The sequence below is a fragment of the Streptococcus sp. ELY_86 genome (genome assembly GCF_058314495.1).
This window is the reverse complement of sequence record NZ_JBZFUK010000004.1, coordinates 115,711-139,791: the sequence shown is the minus strand read 5'-3', so window position 1 is coordinate 139,791 and position 24,081 is coordinate 115,711. Positions and strand designations below refer to the sequence as shown.

At 40.6% G+C, this 24,081-nt stretch carries 19 protein-coding genes; 15 read left to right on the top strand and 4 right to left on the bottom strand.

The window, feature by feature from the left end; all coding sequences use genetic code 11:
- Positions 1-86 precede the first annotated feature (86 nt).
- Both AC4HAN_RS07340 and AC4HAN_RS07335 read right to left on the bottom strand, forming a co-directional pair.
- The gene (locus AC4HAN_RS07340; protein ID WP_491091928.1) at positions 87-2,681 is read right to left on the bottom strand and encodes a YfhO family protein; all 2,595 of its coding nucleotides are present in this window, start codon (positions 2,679-2,681) and stop codon (positions 87-89) included.
- A gap of 397 nt (positions 2,682-3,078) precedes the next feature.
- On the bottom strand, positions 3,079-4,698 hold the full coding sequence (locus AC4HAN_RS07335; RefSeq protein WP_491091927.1) for an ATP-binding cassette domain-containing protein: 1,620 nt from the start codon (positions 4,696-4,698) through the stop codon (positions 3,079-3,081).
- A gap of 156 nt (positions 4,699-4,854) precedes the next feature.
- Here AC4HAN_RS07335 and trpS point away from each other — a divergent pair, with 156 nt between their 5' ends.
- Positions 4,855-5,877, top strand: a complete 1,023-nt coding sequence (gene trpS / locus AC4HAN_RS07330) for a tryptophan--tRNA ligase (RefSeq protein ID WP_491091926.1) — start codon at positions 4,855-4,857, stop codon at positions 5,875-5,877.
- A 172-nt stretch (positions 5,878-6,049) separates the two neighbouring features.
- Positions 6,050-7,531, top strand: coding sequence for an IMP dehydrogenase (guaB, locus tag AC4HAN_RS07325; protein ID WP_491091925.1), 1,482 nt, complete (start codon positions 6,050-6,052; stop codon positions 7,529-7,531).
- Positions 7,532-7,730: 199 nt separating this feature from the next.
- Here guaB and recF read toward each other — a convergent pair whose 3' ends face one another.
- Both recF and yaaA read right to left on the bottom strand, forming a co-directional pair.
- Positions 7,731-8,822: a DNA replication/repair protein RecF gene (recF, locus tag AC4HAN_RS07320; protein ID WP_491091924.1), complete on the bottom strand. Its 1,092-nt coding sequence runs from the start codon at positions 8,820-8,822 to the stop codon at positions 7,731-7,733.
- 2 nt (positions 8,823-8,824) lie between these two features.
- Complete coding sequence (gene yaaA / locus AC4HAN_RS07315) at positions 8,825-9,199, bottom strand: S4 domain-containing protein YaaA (RefSeq protein WP_491091923.1); 375 nt, start codon at positions 9,197-9,199, stop codon at positions 8,825-8,827.
- A 79-nt stretch (positions 9,200-9,278) separates the two neighbouring features.
- On the opposite strand from yaaA, the gene yfmF reads away from it, so the two are divergent.
- From yfmF to rplI, 13 genes are all read left to right on the top strand, one after another.
- Complete coding sequence (gene yfmF / locus AC4HAN_RS07310; protein WP_491091922.1) at positions 9,279-10,526, top strand: EF-P 5-aminopentanol modification-associated protein YfmF; 1,248 nt, start codon at positions 9,279-9,281, stop codon at positions 10,524-10,526.
- Positions 10,527-11,819, top strand: a complete 1,293-nt coding sequence (yfmH, locus tag AC4HAN_RS07305) for an EF-P 5-aminopentanol modification-associated protein YfmH (protein WP_491091921.1) — start codon at positions 10,527-10,529, stop codon at positions 11,817-11,819.
- A 72-nt stretch (positions 11,820-11,891) separates the two neighbouring features.
- Entirely contained in the window at positions 11,892-12,899 is a 1,008-nt protein-coding gene (locus AC4HAN_RS07300) for a helix-turn-helix domain-containing protein (protein ID WP_491091920.1), read from the top strand.
- A gap of 11 nt (positions 12,900-12,910) precedes the next feature.
- Entirely contained in the window at positions 12,911-13,453 is a 543-nt protein-coding gene (pgsA, locus tag AC4HAN_RS07295; RefSeq protein WP_027974956.1) for a CDP-diacylglycerol--glycerol-3-phosphate 3-phosphatidyltransferase, read from the top strand.
- A gap of 3 nt (positions 13,454-13,456) precedes the next feature.
- Positions 13,457-14,299 (top strand): energy-coupling factor ABC transporter ATP-binding protein, encoded by an 843-nt coding sequence (locus AC4HAN_RS07290; protein ID WP_491091919.1) that lies wholly within the window; start codon positions 13,457-13,459, stop codon positions 14,297-14,299.
- On the top strand, positions 14,275-15,117 hold the full coding sequence (locus AC4HAN_RS07285; protein ID WP_491091918.1) for an energy-coupling factor transporter ATPase: 843 nt from the start codon (positions 14,275-14,277) through the stop codon (positions 15,115-15,117). The genes AC4HAN_RS07290 and AC4HAN_RS07285 overlap by 25 nt, the downstream gene beginning before the upstream one ends.
- Positions 15,110-15,904: an energy-coupling factor transporter transmembrane component T family protein gene (locus AC4HAN_RS07280; protein ID WP_491091917.1), complete on the top strand. Its 795-nt coding sequence runs from the start codon at positions 15,110-15,112 to the stop codon at positions 15,902-15,904. The genes AC4HAN_RS07285 and AC4HAN_RS07280 overlap by 8 nt, the downstream gene beginning before the upstream one ends.
- A gap of 186 nt (positions 15,905-16,090) precedes the next feature.
- Positions 16,091-16,993, top strand: coding sequence for an aggregation-promoting factor (gene apf / locus AC4HAN_RS07275; RefSeq protein ID WP_491091916.1), 903 nt, complete (start codon positions 16,091-16,093; stop codon positions 16,991-16,993).
- Positions 16,994-17,151: 158 nt separating this feature from the next.
- Positions 17,152-17,799: a transglycosylase SLT domain-containing protein gene (locus tag AC4HAN_RS07270; RefSeq protein WP_491091915.1), complete on the top strand. Its 648-nt coding sequence runs from the start codon at positions 17,152-17,154 to the stop codon at positions 17,797-17,799.
- 480 nt (positions 17,800-18,279) lie between these two features.
- Positions 18,280-19,401, top strand: coding sequence for a tRNA 2-thiouridine(34) synthase MnmA (gene mnmA, locus AC4HAN_RS07265; RefSeq protein ID WP_491091914.1), 1,122 nt, complete (start codon positions 18,280-18,282; stop codon positions 19,399-19,401).
- Positions 19,402-19,663: 262 nt separating this feature from the next.
- On the top strand, positions 19,664-21,559 hold the full coding sequence (gene mnmG / locus AC4HAN_RS07260; protein ID WP_491091913.1) for a tRNA uridine-5-carboxymethylaminomethyl(34) synthesis enzyme MnmG: 1,896 nt from the start codon (positions 19,664-19,666) through the stop codon (positions 21,557-21,559).
- An 83-nt stretch (positions 21,560-21,642) separates the two neighbouring features.
- The gene (locus tag AC4HAN_RS07255) at positions 21,643-23,613 is read left to right on the top strand and encodes a GGDEF domain-containing protein (protein WP_491091912.1); all 1,971 of its coding nucleotides are present in this window, start codon (positions 21,643-21,645) and stop codon (positions 23,611-23,613) included.
- 2 nt (positions 23,614-23,615) lie between these two features.
- Complete coding sequence (gene rplI, locus AC4HAN_RS07250; protein WP_491091911.1) at positions 23,616-24,068, top strand: 50S ribosomal protein L9; 453 nt, start codon at positions 23,616-23,618, stop codon at positions 24,066-24,068.
- Positions 24,069-24,081: the final 13 nt, after the last annotated feature.

Below are 24,081 nucleotides of genomic sequence, written 5' to 3'. Positions count from 1 at the left end.
ATTACGTTACAATTTTTGATAGGGACTAAAAGTGTCTGCGCAGATATTATATTAAACGTAAAAAGAGCCTGTAAATGGCTCTCTTTTTAGTATTTTGAGGTTTTAGCGGCTCTGTTGGATTTTTGGCAGTAAAATTGATACAGCATAAAAAGAAGGACGCCAAAGGCAGAAATCAGAATTCCCTGATACAGGCCTTGAGGAAGAAATGTCATGGTCAGTTCGCCTCGGCCTTTTTTAACATTAATTTTCATAAGGCCGTTTTGAGCTTTTTTAATATCTAGTTTTTTCCCGTTCTGTTCTGCTGACCACCCTTTGTCATAAGGCAGAGTATAAATCAGTGAACTTTTCTTTTTAGCTGTGTAAGATGTAAAAATTTGATTTTTTCGAACTGAAACTTTGGTTGCCGCACTTTTTAATTGTGCTGCTGCTTTTTGATAGGCTGTTAAATTTAAGGCGTAAACCTGCGGTAAATCATAACTGACTGTTTTATTATCAGGAAAAGTGACTGTGAAAGTCAGCAGCTCTTCTTTTTTATAATGGCCTAAATTAAACAAATAATAACTGTTATCCGCAATTTGTTTTGTCTTTCTGCCCTTAACGGTTAATAAAATATTTTTTTCGTTTTCACTGCTAAAACTGATATTAGGAAGATTGATATAAAGCTGGCTGTTAGCAGGAACCTTTACAGTATAGTAAACTTTTGCTTGACTTCCCTTTAAATCAGTAACAGCTGTGCGGCCGTTTAAAACCTGACTGTTTTTACTTGAAAGAATGGGAACTTCTGTAAAGAAGGAATCTGTTATTCCTGTCAATTCTTTGACAAATTTTTCCTGATTGGCAAGCGGATCAGAATCTAAATTGACATCCTTGTAAAGGCCGTTTGCCATAAGTGCCAAGGGCAGCTGATAAGAATTTTTGTAAAGACTGTAATGGCTGCCCTTTTGTTTGAGCTTAAATCCGAATTTATGGGGATTTTGTGTGCTGATATTGTAAGCAACTGAGAAAAGGCTGTCCATTAAAATGGTGTTGTTATGGTAGCTGATGAAAGCATGATTGCCTTGGGAGTAATAGCCTAAAGCGTTTAATAATTCGGCAGACAGCGTGTTTTTGACGGATGAAAATTGAGAAATGCTGTTATAGTTGAATTTCATGCCGTCATTTAAAGTCTGGTGAATCAGTTTTTCCAGACGGAAAAAACCAGGTGTTTCTTGGTCAGCTAACTTGACATAATTGTCAACTTCTTTTACATTATCGTCGTAAACCGTTCTGGAAGGAAAGTTCCAGTCATTTTCAATACCTTCGATTTGAAAAAAGCTGTTGAAAGACAGTTCAAAAATAGTAAAGATAAATGTAAAGGAGACGATTAATTTTTGAGAAGCCCCCTTAGTGAAAAAGAGGAAGAGAACTAAGCCGTACCCAGTCAGAAAAAGGCCTGTCAGAATGAAATGTGCCGGTGTCAAAAAGTCATAGTTCTCCCTAAAAAAGAAAACTCCCGTAAATCCAAAGATCAATAAAATAAAGGCCGGGGAAAAAGCGTTAAAGGTCAGATGCGCTATTCTGGACAAAGTTTCAGCTGCCATCATGATTATGACAGTGGATAAAATCCAGGAATAACGGTGAAGAAACATGTTGGGAGCATGCATACCCTGCCAGAAAAGATCAAGCGGCTGAAAGAAAAAACCGGCAATGATAAAAATGACAAGAAGCAGATAAGCCAGCTTGACTTGATGCTTAATGGTTTTAACAAAAAAGAAAGTGAGAGCTAAAAGTAGGGGTAATAATCCGGCGTAAACTGTTGGAATAGAGCCGTATTTTGTGGTATCGTAACTGCCAACAATATTTTTGGCAAAGAGATCAAAGATTCCCATTTCTGGGGTTAATATGCTAAAATGTTCAGCTGTTTTTTCTCCGTGGCTGCTTAAATCAAGCAGAGCCGGAAGGAGCATAAAAGCGCTGGTAAATGCTGAAAAAACCGAAACCAAAGCAAAATCAGCAAATCTTTTTATTCTTTCCCTGAAATTCCATGATGTCTGGACAAAAAACCAAAGCAATAGAAAAACAGCCGTCATAAACCCAAAAAAGTAATTCTGAATGAACAAACAGCTTAAGCTAAGAAAATAAAGCGACAGTCCCTTTTTATTAAGTAAGCGATCGAGCCCCAGTAAAATGAGAGGCAGTAAAATGAAAATATCCAGCCAATTATTTAACTCCAGCTGACTGGTGGTAAAACTCATAAGAGCATAGGATACTGACAGTATCAGAGTCAAGTATCTGTTTAAATTGGGATAAATCCGGTCAAGACAATAAAAAGCTGACAAGCCAATTAGGCCGAATTTAATCAAAGTAAAGAGGTAAAAGGCATCGGCCATGTTTTGGACATTAAAAAAATAAGTAAAGGGTGTCAAAAAGCTCCCTAAATAATAGCTCATAAGGGCAAAAACATTAAACCCCAGTCCGCCTTTAAAGGAGTAAAACAGACTGTCAGTTCCATGGAGGATATTGCGAATGAGCGTATCAAAAATGACGTACTGATGAAAGCCGTCACTGGCTAAAAGAGTCGTCTGACTGCCCCAGTAGATGTTTTTGGTAAAAAGGACAGTAAACATGATAAAAGCAGGCAGTACAAAACTGATAGAATAAAAAATAAGGTTTTGTTTGTGGTTTCTCAAATAATTCATCATAAGTTTTCTTTGTAAAAAAAGAGAGTGGGACAAAAATCGGTAAATCGTCATGAAATGGCGATTTCGATTTTCCTCGCTCTCCTATTTTAAGGCTCAGGTAGAAATCATCCACTGGATAATTTCTATCCCACCTCCGCACAGTTTATTAGCTCAAAAGGTCTGGGAGACCTTTTGAGAGTGATAATAAAGCTAACTAAGTTAGCTTCAAATATCCGCTATCACTTGCGTAGCAAGGGATAAGGACTTCCAATTAGCAGTGGTTCATTGGTGCTAAAGCATCTAATGAACTGTGCAGGGGTAAGACTAAGTCGGCTAAGCCAACAAGTCTTACTCCCAACCACTGCGTTAAATATGTGATACTTCATAAATTGAAAGAGTTTGAGACTTTTGTCCCAGACTATTGCCAGAGCTTGGCAACTTTTGCCTGGACTTCTTCATTTTCAAGGAATTCATCATAGGTCTCATCGATACGGTCAATAACACCGTTTTTAGAGATGACAACGATGTGGTTGGTCAATGTTTGAATGAATTCATGGTCGTGGCTGGCAAAGATGATGGATTCTTTAAAATCTTTGAGACCGTCATTGAGGCTTGAGATGGATTCTAAGTCCAAATGGTTGGTAGGATCGTCCAAAATAAGGACATTAGATTTAAGCAGCATGAGCTTGGACAGCATCACGCGCACCTTTTCTCCTCCCGAAAGGACATTGACAGACTTGTTAACCTCATCGCCTGAAAAGAGCATGCGCCCTAAGAAACCGCGAAGAAAGGTGTTATCGTCTTCTTCTTTGCCGGCAAACTGCCGCAGCCACTCTAAAATAGATTCGCCGCTTGCGAAATCACTGCTGTTGTCCTTTGGAAGATAAGAGCGGCTTGTCGTAACTCCCCATTTGATTGTGCCTTCGTAGTCAATGTCTCCCATCAGTGCCCGCATAAGTGCTGTTGTCTGAATGTCATTTTGACCGATAACAGCGGTTTTATCTCCCGGATTTAAAATAAAACTGATGTTGTCAAGAATGGTTTCACCGTCAATTTTAACAGAAAGATTTTCGACAGTTAAGAGATTGTTGCCGATTTCGCGTTCTGCTTCAAATTTAATAAACGGGTATTTACGGCTTGAAGGAACGATTTCTTCGAGTTCAATTTTATCCAGCATCTTTTTGCGAGAAGTAGCCTGCTTGGACTTAGAAGCATTGGCTGAAAAGCGAGCGACAAACTCCTGAAGTTCCTTAATCTTCTCTTCTGCCTTAGCATTGCGGTCGGCCTGCAGTTTTGCAGCCAGTTCGCTGGATTCTTTCCAGAAATCATAATTGCCGACATAGAGTTTGATTTTTCCAAAATCAAGATCGGCCATGTGGGTGCAGACTTTATTAAGAAAATGCCGGTCGTGAGAAACAACGATGACTGTATTTTCAAAATCAATAAGAAAATCCTCCAGCCAATTAATGGACTGGATATCAAGACCATTAGTAGGCTCATCAAGCAAGAGAACGTCCGGCTCGCCAAAAAGAGCTTTGGCAAGCAAAACCTTGACCTTATCGCTATTGGTCAGCTCGCTCATATTTTGATAGTGAAGATCCTCAGCAATATTAAGATTTTGCAGCAGCTGAGCTGCTTCGCTTTCTGCTTCCCAGCCTCCCAATTCAGCAAACTGACCTTCTAACTCAGCAGCACGGACACCGTCTTCGTCGGAAAAATCAGCTTTCATGTAAATAGCGTCTTTTTCTTTCATAATGTTATAGAGCTCTTGATTGCCCATGATAACAACATCAATAGCCCGCTCTTCTTCATAGTCAAAATGATTTTGACGAAGAACAGACAAACGCTCATTAGGACCCAGTGCCACATGGCCTGTTGTGGGTTCAATATCACCAGCTAAGATTTTTAAAAAGGTTGATTTTCCGGCCCCGTTAGCCCCGATCAAACCATAAGTATTTCCCGCTGTAAATTTAATATTGACATCATCAAAAAGTTTACGATCGCTGAAACGCAGCGATATATCTGATACAGTTAACAATTTTTCACCTCATTTTTTAATACTACTACATTTTACAGGAAAAGCCCTTATTTTTCAATTAAATCCCTCAGCTGGAAATTTTTAGCTGCTGCTTTTGGCTTCCTGCTCTTGATAATTATGTTATAATTGAACTAATTGTAATTTAGGAGAATAGAAATGACAAAACCTATTATTTTGACAGGTGACCGTCCGACAGGAAAACTGCATCTGGGGCATTATGTCGGCAGCCTGAAAAACCGTGTTCTTTTGCAAAATGAGGACAAGTACCGCATGTTTGTTTTTTTGGCAGATCAGCAAGCTCTAACCGATCATGCTAAAGAATCTGAAATCATCAAGGAGTCTGTCGGCAATGTTGCCCTTGATTATTTGGCAGTAGGCCTCAATCCGGAAAAGGTGACGATTTTTATTCAGAGTCAAATTCCTGAACTGGCTGAACTGACCATGTACTATATGAACTTGGTATCACTTGCCCGTTTGGAGCGCAATCCGACGGTCAAAACAGAAATTGCTCAAAAAGGTTTTGGTCAATCTATTCCGACAGGTTTTTTGGTCTATCCTATTTCACAGGCCGCTGATATCACAGCTTTCAAGGCTAATTATGTGCCTGTCGGCAATGACCAAAAGCCAATGATTGAGCAGACACGCGAAATCGTCCGCAGTTTTAACCATACTTATAAGTGTGATGTTTTAGTCGAGCCAGAAGGTATTTATCCGGAAAATGAAGCTGCAGGCCGCCTGCCGGGACTTGACGGCAATGCTAAAATGTCCAAATCTCTGGGCAACGGCATTTATCTGTCTGATGATGCGGACACTGTTCGCAAAAAAGTGATGAGCATGTATACGGATCCCAATCATATCCGCGTTGAAGATCCCGGTTCTGTCGAAGGCAATATGGTTTTTCATTACCTTGATGTTTTTGGCAAACCTGAGGATGCCGCTGAAATTGCTGCTATGAAAGAGCATTATCAAAAAGGCGGTCTTGGTGATGTGAAGACCAAACGCTATTTGCTTGATATTTTGGAACGGGAACTAAAACCTATCCGTGAACGGCGTTTGGAATATGCTGAGAACATGGATTACGTTTTTGAAATGCTGAAAAAAGGCAGCGAGAAAGCCCGCCAGACAGCTTCAAAAACATTGGACGATGTCAAAAAAGCTATGGGCATCAATTATTTTTAAAAAGTTCCGTATAAAAAAAGCAGAGGAGATGCTGTAAAAATCAGCTTTTTTCATCTGTTTTTTTTTCTTGGGCAAATTTCCCTGAATTTATTGACAAATGATTTTAGCGTGTTATTATAGTAACAATTAAACTAGCCGACCGGCAAAAATGTATAGAAAAGAGGATTAGATAATGTCAAATTGGAACACTAAATTTTTGAAAAAAGGTTATACCTTCGATGATGTATTGCTTATCCCGGCTGAAAGCCATGTTCTTCCAAATGAAGTTAATCTGCAGACCAGATTGGCTAAAAATTTGACATTAAATATTCCAATTATCACAGCAGCTATGGATACTGTTACTGACAGTAAGATGGCGATTGCTATTGCGCGTGCAGGCGGTCTTGGCGTTATTCACAAGAATATGTCCATTAAAGAGCAGGCTGAGGAAGTTCGGAAGGTAAAACGTTCAGAAAACGGGGTTATTATTGATCCTTTCTTCTTAACGCCTAAGCACAAAGTTTCTGAAGCTGAAGAATTGATGCAGCGCTATCGCATCAGCGGAGTTCCAATCGTAGAAACGCTTGAAAATCGTAAATTAGTCGGTATCATTACAAACCGCGATATGCGCTTTATCTCTGATTATGATACACTGATTTCAGAGCACATGACCAGTGAAAAGCTGGTGACAGCTCCGGTCGGAACAGATCTTGAAACAGCAGAGCGCATCTTGCATGAACATCGTATTGAAAAATTACCTTTGGTTGATGAAACGGGCCGTCTGTCAGGTCTCATTACAATTAAAGATATCGAAAAAGTTATTGAATTTCCAAATGCTGCTAAAGATGAGTTTGGCCGTCTGTTAGTTGCCGGTGCTGTCGGTGTCACTTCTGATACGTTTGAGCGTGCAGAAGCCCTTTTCGAAGCCGGAGCAGATGCCATTGTTATTGATACAGCTCATGGTCATTCTGCCGGAGTTCTTCGGAAAATTGCTGAAATTCGCGATACTTTTCCTGATAAGACTTTAATTGCCGGAAATATTGCCACTGCTGCCGGTGCCAGAGCTCTTTACGATGCCGGTGTTGATGTTGTTAAAGTGGGAATCGGTCCGGGCTCCATCTGTACAACCCGTGTTGTTGCCGGTGTCGGAGTTCCTCAGATTACAGCTGTCTATGATGCTGCCGGTGTTGCGCGTGAGTATGGCAAAACCATTATTGCAGATGGAGGGATTAAATATTCCGGAGATATTGTCAAAGCACTTGCTGCGGGCGGCAATGCTGTTATGCTCGGTTCTATGTTTGCGGGTACTGATGAAGCACCCGGTGAAACAGAGATTTATCAAGGCCGTAAGTTTAAAACTTACCGCGGTATGGGTTCCATTGCAGCAATGAAGAAAGGGTCAAGCGACCGCTACTTCCAAGGTTCTGTCAATGAAGCTAACAAACTTGTCCCGGAAGGTATCGAAGGGCGTGTAGCTTATAAGGGTGCTGCGGCAGATATTGTTTTCCAAATGCTTGGCGGTATCCGATCCGGTATGGGCTATGTAGGGGCTGCTGATTTGCAGGAACTTCGTGAAAATGCCCAGTTTATGGAGATGTCAGGGGCAGGGCTGATTGAAAGCCATCCACACGATGTTCAAATTACAAACGAAGCGCCTAATTATTCTGTACAATAAAGAATCAAAAAAGAAACTGCCGTCATTAAAACAGTTTCTTTTTTCTTTTTCTAAAATTGAAGTCTTCTTTAAGACGGGAAATTCGACTGTAGACAGTAACTTGACAATAAATTTAATCATAAATGCTTTAAAAACAGTGTTTGTTGACATGCTGTTTACATTTTTTGTAAAGAAAATTGACAGATGTTTTACAAATGTGTTAATCTGCGGAAATTTTTCCCTGACGGATAGTAAAGAGTTTTAAATCCTCAGGAAGCTGCTGAAGGTGCTCAAGACTGGTTGTGGTGATAAATGTTTGGACGTTTTCTTTAATGCCTTCTAAAAGTTTGGTTTGTCTGTGATTGTCAAGTTCACTCATAACATCATCTAGCAAAAGGATAGGGTAGTCTCCGGTAACAGATTTGATGAGTTCGATTTCAGCTAACTTTAGCGATAAAATCAAACTGCGATGCTGTCCCTGGCTGCCAAAACTGGCATTCATATCATTAATAAAAAATGACAAATCATCACGATGAGGTCCCAAACCAGTATTCTTCTTAAAAATGTCTCGCTGACGATTCTTTTGCAGCTGGGACAGGAAATTTTTCTCAATGTCTTTTTTATCATCAAATTTAACGGAAGACAGATAAGAAATGCTTAAATGTTCCTGCTGATTTGAAATGGTAAAATGGTGTTTATCGGCTTCTTTGGCCAGATCACGGATAAAATCAAAACGATGCCTGATAACTCTGGCTCCGTAATCCGCCAGTTGTTCATCCAAAACACTTAAAAATTCCGAATCAACTTTGTCAGCTTTTTTTAGATAGGAATTTCTTTGTTTTAAAACATGATTATAATTTGATAAATCAGCCAGATAGACAGGTTTAATCTGTCCCAAATCAATATCAATGAACTTCCTTCTAAGACTGGGGGAGCCTTTGACAAGCTGCAGATCTTCCGGTGCAAAAAGAACAACGGTCATCATGCCGATATAATCTGACAGTTTGGATTGCTTCAAATGGTTAATTCTCGTTGTTCTTCCTTTGTCTGACAAGGTGATTTCCAAAGGAATTTTACCATTGATGCGATTGAGTATTCCTAAAACATGCAGTTCGTTTTCGCCAAAGCGAATCAGCTCTTTGTCTGTACGTGTCCGGTGGCTGCGTGTCAAAGACAGAAAATAGACAGCTTCTAAAAAGTTTGTCTTTCCTTGGGCGTTCTGACCGACAAAAACATTAAGTTTTGGAGAAAATTCAGCTTCAAGATTCTGGTAATTGCGATAATTTGTCAGTTTAATTTTTTCTATCCACATAGTTAAGTGCCGGGAAATTTAACAGCCCTTTTAGTTTTAGAAACTGTTTTTGGTCCTTTATGCTGATTGGTTTTCTTGTTCTTTTGGTTCAATTCTTTGACGAGAGCTGACACTCTTTCTTTTTCCGCCAGCTGGCTGAGATGCTCCGCTTTTTCTTCAGGCGAAGGTTCAACAACAGTAATAACAATGTCCGATGCCGGAATAGCAACTTGATCTCCTAAGCGAATCTTCTTTCCGCGGCGGGTCTCTGCCTGGCCGTTAAATAGAACTTGTGTGCTGGCTAAATAAGACTTGACAGCTCCTCCGCTTGCGATAATGCCTAAATTTTTCAAGAGTGCCTGCAGTGTAATATAGTCTCCAAAAAGTTTGTATTCCATAAATTCCTCAACTTTCTCTAAGGATAATTATAGCATAAAATGATATAATTGAACGGAATAACATATTGAAGGAAGTTCCATGAAATTAGCCCAAGATGTACATTTACACTTGATTAAAACGACCAAATTTAAGACTAATCATATTACCTTTCGGTTTTCCGGAGAATTAAACAGCAAAACCTTGGCCCGGCGTGTTCTGGCCGCTCAAATGCTGGCAACAGCTAACAATGCTTATCCGACGCCGCAGGCTTTCAGAGAAAAATTAGCCAATCTTTACGGAGCTCGCTATTCAACGCAGGTTTCGACGAAAGGACGGGTTCATATTGTTGACATCGACATTTCTTTTGCAGCGGATCAGTTTATACCGGAAGGCGGTTCTGTTTTGGGGGAGATAGTCGCTTTTTTGAGAGAAGCCCTGTTCAACCCTTTAGCGTCAGTAGAGCATTATCAGAGTAAGACTTTTGATCTTGAAAAGGCAAACTTAATGAGGTATTTAGAAACTGATAAAGAAGATGCCTTTTACTACAGCCATTTGGAGCTGCAGAAACTTTTTTTCAAAGAAGAAATTATGCAGTATGCAAAGGATGCTACAGCTGATTTAGTGGCTGCTGAAAATTCTTATACTGCCTATCAGGAATTTCAAAAAATGCTCAAGGAAGACCGCATTGATATTTTTGTTTTAGGCAGTTTTGATGACTATCATGTTTTACAGTTGATTGAAGAATTTCCTTTGAGAGATCGGCAAAAAGAATTGACCTTTTTTTATCAGCAGAATTATTCAAAAGTTGTTCAGGAAAAGGTTGAACAAAGAGAAAACCAGCAGTCTATTCTGCAGCTAGGCTACCATCTGCCAATAACCTATGGTGACAGCAATTACTATGCTTTGCTTGTTTTTAATGGCATTTTAGGCGCTTTTCCGCATTCAAAATTGTTTACTGAAATCAGGGAAAAACAAGGCCTGGCCTACAGCATCGGCAGTCATTTTGACAGTTTCAGAGGTTTACTGCAGCTTTACACGGGGATTGACAGCAAAAAAAGGCCCCAGACATTTCAGCTAATCAATAAACAATTTAATGATTTGAAGTTAGGGCGTTTTTCCGGCCATTTATTAAACCAGACCAAGAAAATGCTGATCAGCAGCATTCAGCTGTCAGAAGATCATCCTAAAAGTATGATTGAACATAATTACCATTGTCAATTTTTAAAAGAGCGCTGCTTAGAAACAAAAGAATGGATTGACAAGATTGACAAAATCAGTAAAGAAGATGTTGTCAAGGTGGCTAACCTTATTAAGCTACAGTCTATCTATTTTTTAGAAGGAGAGTAAATGGCTGCAACGAGATTAAAAAGACGTAAATTTCCGGATATCGGTGAGGAATTTTACTTCAACCAGCTGGATAATGGGATCACTGTTTTTTTGCTGCCTAAAAAAGATTTCAAAGAAACTTTTGCTCTGATCAGCAGCCAATTTGGTTCAATTGACACAGAGTTTACAGCAGACGGTAAGCCTAAGAAGTATTCAGAGGGTATTGCTCATTTCTTAGAACACCAACTGTTTGAAATGGAAAACGGTAAAGACGCTTCTTATGAATTTACAAAATTAGGCGCGGACAGCAATGCTTATACAGATTTTAATAAAACAGTCTATTACTTTTCGGCAGCTGACAGGATTAAAGAGAATCTTGCCTTACTGCAAAATTTTACAAGTAAAGTTTCCTTTACAGCTGCGTCAATTGAAAATGAAAAAGATATTATTGCTCAGGAAATTGATATGTATCAGGATGATGCCGATGATTTTTTATACCAAGGTATTTTAGCTAAGCTTTATCCTGAGACACCTCTGGCAAAAGATATCGTTGGCAGTCAAGCGAGTATCGGCAGCTTAACTCAGCATGATCTGGAAGAAAATTTTCATTATTTTTACCATCCTTCCAATCTTGTTCTTTTGGTGGTCGGGTCTTTTGATGTCAAACAAGTTTACAAGGATATTGTCACTTTTCAAAAAGAGCTGCCTCAGGCGAAAGCACCTCACATTGAACGATCAAATTTAAAACTGCTTCCTGTTGCAACAGCAGGTTCACTGCAAAAAGATATTACACTTCCAAAGTTGGCTGTAGGCTTTCGTTTTGATTTTATTGGAAAGAAAACCAAATCTTTATTGAGGGAAAAACTGCTTTTGAAGCTCTTTTTCTCCCTTTTGTTCGGCTGGACTTCTCAGCGCTATCAAAAATGGTATGCAGATGGGAAGATTGATGATTCTTTTGATATGAAAATTGAGGTATCGGCATCTTATCAATTTGTTGTCATCATGCTTGACACAAAAGAGCCTATTGCCATGTCCAATCAGATCCGTCAGGCAGTCAAAAAATTTGAAGCAGATGAGAATTTATCAGAAAGCCATTTACAAACTCTGAAAAATGAGTTATATGGTGATTTTATCAGCAGTTTAGATACCATAGATACACTTGCTAATCAATTTATTGATAATTTGTGGAAAAAGGAAACTTACTTTGATTTTCCGAGCGTTTTACAAAGCTTGGAAATAAGAGATGTTGTGGAATTTGGACAGAAGATTATGAGAGAATTGCAAGTGACAGATTTTACACTATTTCCAAAATAGGCAGAAAAACACTCTAAAATTTGTTATAATAAACAGGATTAGTAGAGACGGAAAGGAATGAGGTAAAATAAAATGGATAAAATAGGTGATATTTTACGTGATGCACGCATTGAAAAAAAATTAAGCTTTGATGATGTGGTCGATAAAACAGGGATTGCGCCTCATTACATACTGGCTATGGAGCTGGATCAGCTCAAATTACTGCCGGAAGGAAAGACCAATGAGTATTTAGAAAAGTATGCCGAAGTTGTCGGTTTAGATCCGGTGTCTATCATTCACGGCTATCGCAATCAAGAGTTAAGTGATGACTTGATTCTTCCTTCTTCAATAGATGAGCCTGCTGCTTCTTCAGCTTCAGCAGATACAGCATCTGCAGCTGCGTCTGAAGATCAAAGCGACGAAAAACCATCTGAAACTCCTCAAGATCTGTCCATTGACTTAGATGTTACTCAAAATATCAGTCTGACAGAGGAAACACCGCAATTGGATGACACTGAGGAAGACCTTGAGAAAACTGCTCCTGCAGTTGAGAAAATTCCGTCTCGCCTCAGTAAATATGATTACGAAGAAGAGCCGAGCAGACGTTTCCCTTGGGCCTTGATTTTGCTTGTATTGCTGGCTTTGGCTATTGTCAGCTACGTCGGCTATATTGCTTATAACCAGCTGCACAATGATTCTGACAAAACTGAACTGAGCACCTCTTCTAAACAAAAGAAAGACACGACCAGTGATTCAACCACAACGACTGCACAAAGTCAGACAAACATTACAACAGATTTCGCAGAAGGCGGCAATAATGTCACTTTGAGCAATACAAATGGCAAGGTAGAAATTACCTTTACCTTGACAGGAGAAGAGGAAAGCTGGGTTTCAGCAAGCAATACCGATGCTGGAGAGTCCGGAACAACACTGACAGCAGCCCAGAAGACTTATACAGTAACTTTAGCAGAAGGTTCAACAACTTCTATGCTGACAGTTGCGGTGCTCAGCGGTGTTGACATAACCATAAACGGTCAAAAACTGGACACGTCTAATCTCATTAATGCCGGTTTGACAAACATTAATGTGACAGTCCAATAAAGGAGTTTTTAATGACTAAAAAAGAAAATATCCCCAATTTATTAACGCTCATTCGTATTTTACTGATACCGGTTTTCCTGCTTTTAACTTCTGTCACCAGCAGTACAGCTTGGCATATTGTTGCAGCGATTATCTTTGCTGCAGCAAGCTTAACGGATTATCTGGACGGTTATTTGGCCCGCAAGTGGAAAGTGGTGACTAATTTTGGTAAATTTGCTGACCCTCTGGCGGATAAGATGCTGGTTATGAGTGCTTTTATCATGCTTGTTGGGCTTGATTTAGCACCTGCCTGGGTTTCAGCTGTTATCATCTGCCGAGAATTAGCAGTGACTGGTTTGCGTTTGCTTTTGGTTGAAACAGGCGGGGAAGTTTTAGCTGCTGCCATGCCCGGAAAAATTAAAACAGCAACTCAGATGTTTTCAATTATCTTTTTGCTTTGCCACTTTGAACTGTTGGGAACTATCTTGCTGTACCTTGCTTTGTTTTTCACTCTTTACTCAGGTTACGATTATTTCAAGGGAGCCGGCTTCCTTTTCAAGGATACCTTTAAATAGACAATGGCAGATAAAACGATTGAATTAAAAAACGTTACGTTTCGTTATGATGATCATCAAAAAAAACCGACATTAGATAATATTTCGTTTCACGTGAAACATGGAGAATGGCTAGCCATTATCGGCCATAACGGCAGCGGGAAATCAACGGCTGTTCGCCTGATTGACGGACTTTTAGAAGCTGAATCCGGACAAATTTTCATAGAAGGTGAAGAACTGTCTGACAGCAACATTTGGGAGATTCGCCACAAGATTGGCATGGTTTTTCAAAATCCGGACAATCAGTTTGTTGGTGCCACTGTAGAAGATGATGTTGCTTTTGGACTGGAAAATCAAGGTGTTCCTCTGAAAGAAATGCAAGAACGTGTCAGAGAAGCGTTAAGTCTTGTCGGCATGCTTGATTTTAAGACAAGAGAGCCTGCCAGACTATCAGGGGGACAAAAGCAAAGAGTGGCTATTGCAGGAGCAGTAGCTATGCGGCCGAGTATTATTATTTTGGATGAGGCAACCAGCATGCTGGATCCGGAAGGCCGTCTGGAATTGATTAAGATTATTCAAAAAATTCGTGATGACTACGGCATGACGGTAATATCCATTACTCATGATTTAGACGAGGTTGCTTTGAGTGACCGGGTTTTGGTGATGAAGAAAGGTCAGATAGAATCCAGTTCAACCCCGCGAGAATTATTTTCCAGAGGAGATGAGCTGCTGAGTTTAGGGCTTGATATTCCTTTCACCTCAACGATTATTAAGGCTCTTGAGCAAATAGGTTTTACATTTAATGAAGATTATTTGCTAGAAAAGGAATTAGAAGAAAAGTTATGGGCATTATTCTCCAAAAAGTAAGTTATACTTATCAAGCGGGAACCCCTTTTGAAGGGCGTGCCCTTTTCGATGTTGATTTGGAAATTAAAGATGGCAGTTTTACGGCTTTTATTGGACATACAGGCAGCGGTAAATCGACTATTATGCAGCTTTTAAACGGGCTTAATACACCGACTGAGGGAACTGTTTATGTTGATGATGTGGCCATTAAGCCCGACTCAAAAAATAAGGATATCAAAAGTATTCGTAAAAAGGTTGGTTTGGTCTTTCAATTTCCGGAAAGTCAGCTTTTTGATGAAACAGTTTTAAAAGACGTTGCTTTTGGGCCGCAAAATTTCGGTATTTCTCAGGAAAATGCTGAAAAAACAGCCCGTGAAAAATTGGCTTTAGTTGGTATTGATGAAGATTTATTTGAAAAAAATCCTTTTGAATTATCCGGCGGTCAGATGCGCAGGGTAGCTATTGCAGGTATTTTGGCTATGGAGCCGAATATTTTAGTCTTAGACGAGCCTACGGCCGGGCTTGATCCCAAGGGTCGGCGTGAGCTGATGAATTTGTTTGAAGAGCTTCACCGGCAAGGGATGACTATCGTATTAGTTACTCATTTAATGGATGATGTGTCTAACCACGCAGATTGGGTTTATGTTTTGGAAAAAGGGAGGATTGTTCTGTCGGGCAGTCCTAAATCCGTTTTTCAGGAAATTGACTTTTTAGAAAGCAAGCAATTAGGGGTTCCTAAAATTACTCAGTTCGCTGCCAATTTAAGAGAAAAGGGCATGGCTTTCGATTCCTTACCCATCACCCTAGAAGAATTTGTGGAGGCTATTAAGAATGAATAACCTTATCCTTGGCCGCTATATTCCGGGTGATTCGTTCATTCACCGCCTGGATCCAAGAAGCAAACTGCTGTCAATGTTTATTTTCATTATTGTTGTTTTTTGGGCCAATAATGCTGCTACAAACCTTTTGATGTTTACTTTTACAATGGCTTTGGTTTTGCTGTCCCGCATTAAAATCAGCTTTTTCCTAAAAGGGTTAAGGCCGATGATAGGCTTGATCCTTTTTACAACTCTGTTTCAGGTTCTTTTTACCCAGACAGGGCAAGTCCTGGTTCAGTTGTGGATTATCAAAATAACCGACTATGGTCTTGGGCAGGCAGCATTGATTTTTATGCGCTTTGTGCTGATTATTATATTTTCAACACTTCTGACCCTGACAACAACTCCTCTTAGTTTGGCAGATGCGGTAGAATCTCTTTTAAAACCTTTAGAACCTTTAAAGGTTCCTGTGCATGAGATTGGTTTGATGCTGTCATTAAGCCTGCGCTTTGTACCGACGCTGATGGATGACACGACGCGTATCATGAATGCTCAAAAAGCGCGTGGTGTTGATTTTGGAGAAGGAAATCTGATTCAAAAAGTAAAGTCTATCATTCCTATTTTAATCCCCCTCTTTGCTTCCAGCTTTAAAAGAGCTGATGCTTTAGCGACAGCAATGGAGGCACGCGGCTATCAAGGCGGATCGGGCCGCAGTAAATATCGATTGTTAAGATGGACCTATAAAGACAGCCTGGCCATTATTGGTATCTGCTGTCTGGGTTTACTATTATTTTTATTAAAAAAATAAGAAAAACGTTTGACTGATGCGGAAAGGTGTAATGATTTAACAAAGGTTGAATAGTTGCCAACAAAGCAAAAGAAGGCGTTTTCTTTTTTTAATTAAAATCTAATTGTAATATATTTAACCTTACTCTAAAAAGCAAGTAATATATCTACTGTATGATGGGTAATATAACGCTAAAAGGAGTAAGTTATGTCATTAAAAAATATTTTAGAAAATAAAAGCAAAACAGTAAAAACCGGCTTTGCAGGACTTGCCACAGCTGCCAGTTTAATCTTGCCTATTGCAGCGCATGCAGAAAGCTATACCGTAAAATCAGGAGACACTCTGTCAGGGATAGCTTCAGCTCATGGAACAACAGTCAAAAAGCTTGCTAAATTGAATAAGATTAAAGATGTTCATCTTATTTATGTTGATCAGGTTTTAGAGTTAGATGAGAAAGAAACATCAGCACAAGCGCCTCAAGCATCAGAAGCACCAGCAGCTGCTTCAGAAGAAACATCTGCGCCGTCAGTTTCTGAAACGACTCAAGCGCCTGAAACTACGACAGCTGTGCCTGCAACCCCTGCTGAATCGCAGACAAGTGAGGCCACAACAGCGGCACCTGCAGAAACACAAGTGAGCGAAGCGACGACAGCAGCTTCTTCGCAAGCCACTTCTCAAACTACTGAAGCAACAACAGCCGCCCCTGCTGAATCACAGACAAGTGAGGCCACAACAGCGGCACCTGCAGAAACACAAGTGAGCGAAGCAACAACAGCAGCTTCATCACAAGCCCCTCAAACCACTGAAGCGACGGCAGCCGCCCCTGCTGAATCGCAGACAAAAGAGTCAACATCATCGGCTTCAACAACCGGCAGCAGTTTGAGTGCATCAGATGCAGCAGCGAAAGAATTTATTGCTCAAAAAGAATCAGGAGGCAGCTACAGCGCCCAAAACGGGCAGTATTACGGCCGTTATCAGCTGAGCAGCTCTTATTTGAATGGTGACTTGTCAGCTGAAAACCAAGAACGCGTGGCAGATGCATATGTTACCAGCCGCTATGGTTCATGGACAGCAGCTCAGGCCTTCTGGAATGCTAATGGTTGGTATTAATTTTAAATAGATGTCTAAAATGCTCAAAATTTCAATAGTTTTGGGTATTTTTTATTTACTTTAAATCTAATTGTAATATTTTTAATATAAAAATAAAGCTAAAGTAACAATTAACCTATATGATAGAGAACGAGATAATGAAAGGAAACAAATTTTTTATGTACAGTAGAGTCAAAAAATCGAAATTCAAAAAAGTTGTTAAAAGCCAATTTTTAGTTTTACCTTTTTTTGTAGGATTTGCGACCCTTTTTACAGGAGAATCTGTAAATACAGAAGCACATATTAAGAAATCAGAATCTGTTCTCGCTCAAGCTGCAGTGGTGAAGCCTCAAAATACTGAACAAACTCAGGTTCAGACTGTTGCGGCACCTGCAGAAACTCAGCCTGCTGCTGAGGAAGTTTCTTCTGCAGAGACTGTGACAGAAACAGCGGCACCAGATGCAGCAGCTGTTCAAAATACAACCAATGCAGCAGCTTATGACACTGCCTATGCTTCACAGCAAGCTCAAGCATCCAACGCCTCCAATACAGTTTCTAACGGCAGCCTTGCTAATGGCAATACTGCAGGGGCAACTGGGTCAGACGCAGCGGCAAAAATGGCATCAGCCACCGGTGTTCCGCAGTCAACTTGGGAATACATTATTGCCCGTGAATCAAACGGCCAGGTAAATGCGGCTAATGGTTCAGGAGCTTCAGGACTGTTCCAAACGATGCCTGGCTGGGGCTCTACAGCAACCGTTCAGGATCAAATTAATTCTGCCATTAATGCATATAATGCTCAGGGCTTATCAGCTTGGGGCATGTAGATTTTTATTTTAAGTAAACAGAAAAGTCATTAGTGAACTGATGGCTTTTTTAGTGTTTTATACAGCTGTTCATGATGGCCTTTAAAGGATTAGAAACAGGTATAAATATTACTTGACAATATATTGACAGGAATTAAGCCTTGCTAAAGTTGTTTTTACAAGATATTGGTCTTAATGTATTGACAGGACTGTCAATTTCCTTAGTTGGCTAAATCTACAGGAGAAAGAGTTTTTCTTGAAATTATCTGCTGGTTATTAGGGCCTGTTTTGTGATATAATATGTTTTGCGCCCAGGCGCTTCAAAATCGACCTTCAAATCGACTTTTGAAAACTAGACCCTTCAAGTCTATGTTAGAAAAATTGACTATTAGCGAAGCTTCAAAAATAATAGCGGCCGAAAGATCAGTATTTTCTGTCAGCGTTCTATTTTTATCGAGTATTTTAGCTAATATATCTTAAAATTTGATGGGAGGATTATCTATGAATGATAATTCAAAAACATGTGTTGTTGTCGGCATGAGCGGCGGCGTTGATTCATCAGTGACAGCTCTTCTTTTGAAGCAGCAAGGTTACGATGTTATCGGTGTTTTCATGAAAAACTGGGACGACACAGATGAGTTCGGTGTCTGTACAGCTACTGAAGATTATAAAGATGTAGCTGCAGTAGCTGATCAGATTGGTATACCTTATTACTCTGTCAACTTTGAAAAAGAGTACTGGGATCGCGTTTTTGAGTATTTCTTAGCAGAATATCGTGCAGGACGTACGCCAAATCCAGATGTCATGTGCAATAAGGAAATCAAGTTTAAAGCTTTTCTGGACTACGCTCTGACCCTCGGTGCTGATTATGTAGCAACAGGGCACTATGCTCAGGTCGAACGCGATGAAAACGGCCTTGTTCACATGCTTCGCGGCGCTGACAATAACAAGGATCAAACCTATTTTTTGAGTCAGCTGTCACAGGAACAGCTTCAAAAAGTGATGTTTCCGCTGGGACACCTTGAAAAACCGGAAGTGCGTAAAATTGCAGAAGAAGCAGGCCTTGCTACGGCAAAGAAAAAGGACTCTACTGGGATTTGTTTTATCGGTGAAAAGAATTTTAAAGAATTTTTGAGCAACTACCTGCCAGCTCAAAAGGGCCGCATGATGACTGTTGATGGACATGATATGGGAGAGCATGCCGGACTTATGTATTATACTATCGGTCAGCGCGGCGGTCTGGGTATTGGTGGTCAGCGCGGCGGCGATAACGCTCCTTGGTTTGTTGTCGGCAAAGATTTGAGTCAAAATATCCTCTATGTTGGACAAGGCTTTTACCATGAATCGCTTATGTCAACCAGCTTGACAGCTAGTGAAATTCATTTTACGCGGGATATGCCTGAAGAGTTTACAATGGAGTGCACGGCAAAGTTTCGTTACCGTCAACCTGACAGTAAAGTAACTGTCAAGGTATCAGGTGACAAAGCAGAGGTTGTCTTTGCTGAACCTCAGCGTGCTATTACACCGGGTCAAGCAGTTGTCTTCTATGATGGAGATGAATGTCTTGGCGGCGGTCTCATTGACAATGCTTATCAAGAAGAGAAGGTTTGTCAGTATATTTAACTTGACAGTTTTGTCAACGATCTTTTAATAACAGGTTTAAGGGATTATTGACAAATTGTCCTAAAGTGTTAAAATAATTCTAACAATAATCATGATGGTCAAAGCTCATGAGAATTGTGCGTCTTTTGACGTACAATTTTCGAGGGTTTTGGCTGTTTTTGTGTATGGACACAATTTACAGAAAGGAAATAAATACGGTCAGAAAACGTTGAGAAGAATCCAACTCTTTTTGTTTTCTTAGTACCCTTGTATCTTAATAATTATGACACACGAATTTACTGAAAACTACGACGTAATCGTTATCGGCGCCGGTCATGCCGGTGTTGAGGCTGGCTTAGCAACGGCTCGCATGGGCTGCAAGACTTTGCTTGCAACCATCAATCTTGAAATGCTGGCTTTTATGCCCTGCAATCCTTCTATTGGAGGGTCTGCCAAAGGAATCGTGGTTCGCGAGATTGATGCTCTTGGCGGTGAGATGGGGAAGAATATTGATAAATCTTATATTCAGATGAAGATGCTCAATACCGGCAAGGGTCCTGCCGTACGTGCGTTGAGGGCGCAGGCTGATAAGGCACTTTATGCTCGCAACATGAAGCATACGGTTGAGCAACAGGAAAATCTGACTCTTCGCCAGTCTATGATTGAAGAAATTTTAGTGGAAGATGGCAAAGTTGTCGGCGTTCGGACCGCTACCAATCAAAAATTTTCGGCCAAAGCTGTTATTGTCACGACAGGGACAGCCCTGCGCGGAGAAATTATTCTGGGGGAACTCAAGTATTCTTCCGGCCCCAATAACAGCTTAGCGTCTATTGGGCTTGCAGATAATTTGAAAAACTTAGGTCTTGAAATCGGCCGCTTTAAAACAGGAACACCTCCGCGAGTGAAGGCTAATTCTATCAATTATGAAGAAACCGAGATTCAGCCCGGAGATACAAAACCGAATCATTTTTCTTTCATGTCAAAAGATGAAGACTACCTGCAGGATCAAATTCCCTGCTGGCTGACTTATACCAACCAAACCAGCCACGATATCATTAATAAAAATCTCTACCGTGCGCCCATGTTTTCGGGTATTGTTCAAGGGGTGGGTCCGCGCTATTGTCCGTCTATTGAGGATAAGATTGTACGGTTTGCAGATAAGGATCGGCATCAGCTGTTTTTAGAACCTGAAGGGAGGGAAACAGAAGAAGTTTATATTCAGGGGCTGTCAACCAGTCTGCCGGAGGATGTCCAAAAAGATTTGGTTCATTCCATTAAAGGGCTCGAACAGGCTGAAATGATGCGTACGGGTTATGCGATTGAATATGACATTGTTTTGCCGCATCAGCTGCGGGCAACCTTAGAAACCAAAAAAATTTCCGGACTTTTTACTGCCGGACAGACCAACGGAACCTCAGGTTATGAAGAAGCTGCCGGTCAGGGAATTGTGGCAGGAATCAACGCTGCTCTTAAAATCCAAGGAAAACCGGAACTCATCCTCAAGCGCAGCGATGCCTATATCGGTGTTATGATTGATGATTTGGTGACCAAAGGGACCCTGGAGCCTTACCGGCTTTTAACATCGCGTGCGGAATACCGCCTCATCTTGCGTCATGACAATGCAGACATGCGTCTGACAGAAATCGGCCATCAAGTTGGGCTTGTTGATGAGAAGCGCTATCAGCAGTTTGCCGTTAAAAAGGCTCAGTTTGACAATGAGCTCAGCCGATTAGATTCTTTGAAATTAAAACCGGTGCCTGAAACGAATCAGATGGTTGAAGCATTAGGCTTCAAGCCTTTAACGGATGCTGTGACAGCGAAAGAATTTATGCGTCGCCCAGAGGTAACCTATGCTGATGCTGTCAGCTTTATCGGTCCGGCAGCAGAAGATTTGGACAGCAAGCTGATTGAACTTTTAGAAACAGAAATCAAATATGAAGGCTATATCAAAAAAGCGCTCGATCAGGTTGCTAAAATGAAACGTATGGAAGAAAAGCAAATTCCTAAAAATATTGACTGGGATGCGATTGATTCTATCGCAACTGAGGCGCGTCAAAAATTTAAGAAAATCAATCCGGAAACAATCGGGCAGGCCAGCCGTATATCCGGCGTCAATCCGGCGGATATTTCAATTTTGATGGTCTATCTTGAAGGAAGAAGACACTCGGCTAAAAACTAACCAATAGCAGGCCGGCAACCTTCTTTACCCCCTATATTTTATAAAGCTTTTATGGTATAATTAGGGCTTAAGAGGTTTAGATAATGAAAAGATTTCGTTTTGCAACCAGCCACCTGATCATGATAGGCATGATTTTATTTGGAATTTTGGCTATCAGTACCCGTGTTTTTCCGGATTCTCCGCTGCTGATGTTCATTGTTTTTTTAACGTGCGCAGCTATCGTCATATTACTTTATTATCAAAAAAGTGTCTATGAACTTTCTGAATTGGAGCAAATTGAACTTTTAAACAGCCAGACGGAAGGCAAGCTGATTACGATGCTTGATCAAATGCCGGTGGGTGTTGTTCAGTTTGATCCTGAAACAGACAAGATTGAGTGGTTCAATCCCTTTGCAGAATTGATTTTTACCAAGGAAGACGGTGAATTTGACAGTGACTTTATCATGTCTGTCATCAAAAGTAAAAAAGAAGGCTCCGCTGATCAGACAATGGAAGTCGGAGATAACAAGTATTCTGTCTATTTAGATGTAACTAACGGCATCTTTTATTTCTTTAATCTATCCAGAGACAATGACAGCCAAAAGCAAGGCCCGGATTTGCAGCCTGTCATCGGTGTTATTTCCATTGACAATTATGATGACACCGTCGAATCTTTGGCTGATGCAGAAGTGTCTCAGATTAATGGTTTTATTGCTAATTTTATTTCTGAATTTGCTCAGAATAACGGCATCTTTTACTGCCGTGTCAACATGGATCGGTTTTATTTCTTTACGGATTACGGCACTTTAAATCAGCTGATTCAAAATAAATTTGATGTGCTGGAACAATTTCGCAAAGAAGCTCAGGAGCGCCAGCTCCCTTTGACCCTGAGCATGGGAATTTCCTACGGCAGGACCAATCATGATCAGATTGGCCAGATTGCTCTTAAAAATCTTAACATTGCTCTGGTTCGGGGCGGCGACCAAGCTGTTATCCGTGAAAATGAGGACAATAAAAGGCTGCTTTATTTCGGCGGCGGCAGCGTTTCAACCGTAAAACGTTCTCGAACAAGGACACGCGCCATGATGACTGCCATCTCAGATAAGATAAAAACAGTTGACAGTGTCTTTGTGGTCGGACACAAAAATCTGGATATGGATGCTTTGGGAGCTTCTGTCGGCATGCAGGTTTTTGCTAATAATATCATTGAGCATGCTTATGCCGTTTATGACGATGACAGTATCGGCCACGATGTCAAAAGAGCAGTTGAGCGTTTACAGTCTGATGGTAATACACAGCTGCTGACTGTCAAGGAAGCTCTTGAACAGGTGACGGAAAATTCTCTTCTTGTCATGGTTGATCATTCTAAGCTGCAGTTAACGCTGTCAAGAGAGCTTTACGATAAGTTTACAGAAGTTATTGTTATCGACCACCACAGAAGAGATGATGATTTCCCGGAAAATGCGACACTAACCTTCATTGAGAGCGGTGCCAGCAGCGCCAGCGAGTTGGTGACAGAGCTTTTACAGTTCCAAGACAGCAAATACCGCTTGAGCAAGATTCAAGCCAGCATTGTCATGGCAGGAATTATGCTTGACACTAAGAATTTTTCAACACGTGTGACTAGCCGTACTTTTGATGTTGCCAGCTATCTGCGGACGCTGGGAAGCGATAATGTGGAAATTCAAAACATATCGGCTCTTGATTTTGATGAATACCGATCCGTTAATGAGTTAATTTTACGCGGGGAACGTATTCTGCCGAATGTCATTGTGACAGCCGGATCAGAAGATGCCAGCTATTCTAAGGTTATCGCCGGCAAGGCCGCTGATACTATGCTCAGCATGGCAGGTATTGAAGCTACATTTGTCATTACCAAAACCTCTGAAGGGTTTGTCTCTGTGTCAGCACGGAGCCGCAATAAAATCAATGTTCAGCGGATTATGGAAGAAATGGGCGGCGGCGGCCACTTTAACTTAGCTGCTTGTCAAATACAGGATATGACTGTTAAAGAGGTTCGCGAGCTCTTGTTAGAAAAAATTAAAGAAGAATTTAAAGAAAATAAGGAGTCTTAGTGATGAAAGTTATTTTTTTGGCAGATGTCAAGGGAAAAGGTAAAAAAGGCGAAGTCAAGGAAGTTCCTACAGGCTACGCTCAAAATTTTTTAATCAAGAAAAATTTAGCCAAAGAAGCCACCAAACAGGCCATCAATGAGCTTAAAGGCAAGCAGAAGTCCGAAGAAAAAGCTCAGGCAGAACTGTTGGCTGAAGCTAAGACCATCAAGGCAGAGCTGGAAAAAGAAGCAACTCTTGTTCAGTTCACAGAAAAAGTCGGTCCGGACGGCCGAACGTTTGGTTCTATCACAGCTAAAAAAATCTCTGAGGAATTAAACAGACAGTTTGGAATTAAGCTTGATAAGCGCCATATTAAGCTTGATCACTCTATCCGTGCGATTGGGGTTATTGAGGTGCCTGTAAAGCTTCATAAAGATGTTGACGGTATTATCAAACTTCAGGTTAAGGAAGCCTGAATTCATGATCAGA

What these genes read in the sequence shown, in the direction of transcription:
- AC4HAN_RS07340 (WP_491091928.1), bottom strand. Translation starts at nt 2,681, where the DNA reads ATGATGAATTATTTGAGAAACCACAAACAAAACCTTATTTTTTATTCT.
- trpS (WP_491091926.1), top strand. Translation starts at nt 4,855, where the DNA reads ATGACAAAACCTATTATTTTGACAGGTGACCGTCCGACAGGAAAACTG.
- guaB (WP_491091925.1), top strand. Translation starts at nt 6,050, where the DNA reads ATGTCAAATTGGAACACTAAATTTTTGAAAAAAGGTTATACCTTCGAT.
- recF (WP_491091924.1), bottom strand. Translation starts at nt 8,822, where the DNA reads ATGTGGATAGAAAAAATTAAACTGACAAATTATCGCAATTACCAGAAT.
- yaaA (WP_491091923.1), bottom strand. Translation starts at nt 9,199, where the DNA reads ATGGAATACAAACTTTTTGGAGACTATATTACACTGCAGGCACTCTTG.
- yfmF (WP_491091922.1), top strand. Translation starts at nt 9,279, where the DNA reads ATGAAATTAGCCCAAGATGTACATTTACACTTGATTAAAACGACCAAA.
- yfmH (WP_491091921.1), top strand. Translation starts at nt 10,527, where the DNA reads ATGGCTGCAACGAGATTAAAAAGACGTAAATTTCCGGATATCGGTGAG.
- AC4HAN_RS07300 (WP_491091920.1), top strand. Translation starts at nt 11,892, where the DNA reads ATGGATAAAATAGGTGATATTTTACGTGATGCACGCATTGAAAAAAAA.
- pgsA (WP_027974956.1), top strand. Translation starts at nt 12,911, where the DNA reads ATGACTAAAAAAGAAAATATCCCCAATTTATTAACGCTCATTCGTATT.
- AC4HAN_RS07290 (WP_491091919.1), top strand. Translation starts at nt 13,457, where the DNA reads ATGGCAGATAAAACGATTGAATTAAAAAACGTTACGTTTCGTTATGAT.
- AC4HAN_RS07285 (WP_491091918.1), top strand. Translation starts at nt 14,275, where the DNA reads ATGGGCATTATTCTCCAAAAAGTAAGTTATACTTATCAAGCGGGAACC.
- AC4HAN_RS07280 (WP_491091917.1), top strand. Translation starts at nt 15,110, where the DNA reads ATGAATAACCTTATCCTTGGCCGCTATATTCCGGGTGATTCGTTCATT.
- apf (WP_491091916.1), top strand. Translation starts at nt 16,091, where the DNA reads ATGTCATTAAAAAATATTTTAGAAAATAAAAGCAAAACAGTAAAAACC.
- AC4HAN_RS07270 (WP_491091915.1), top strand. Translation starts at nt 17,152, where the DNA reads ATGTACAGTAGAGTCAAAAAATCGAAATTCAAAAAAGTTGTTAAAAGC.
- mnmA (WP_491091914.1), top strand. Translation starts at nt 18,280, where the DNA reads ATGAATGATAATTCAAAAACATGTGTTGTTGTCGGCATGAGCGGCGGC.
- mnmG (WP_491091913.1), top strand. Translation starts at nt 19,664, where the DNA reads ATGACACACGAATTTACTGAAAACTACGACGTAATCGTTATCGGCGCC.
- AC4HAN_RS07255 (WP_491091912.1), top strand. Translation starts at nt 21,643, where the DNA reads ATGAAAAGATTTCGTTTTGCAACCAGCCACCTGATCATGATAGGCATG.
- rplI (WP_491091911.1), top strand. Translation starts at nt 23,616, where the DNA reads ATGAAAGTTATTTTTTTGGCAGATGTCAAGGGAAAAGGTAAAAAAGGC.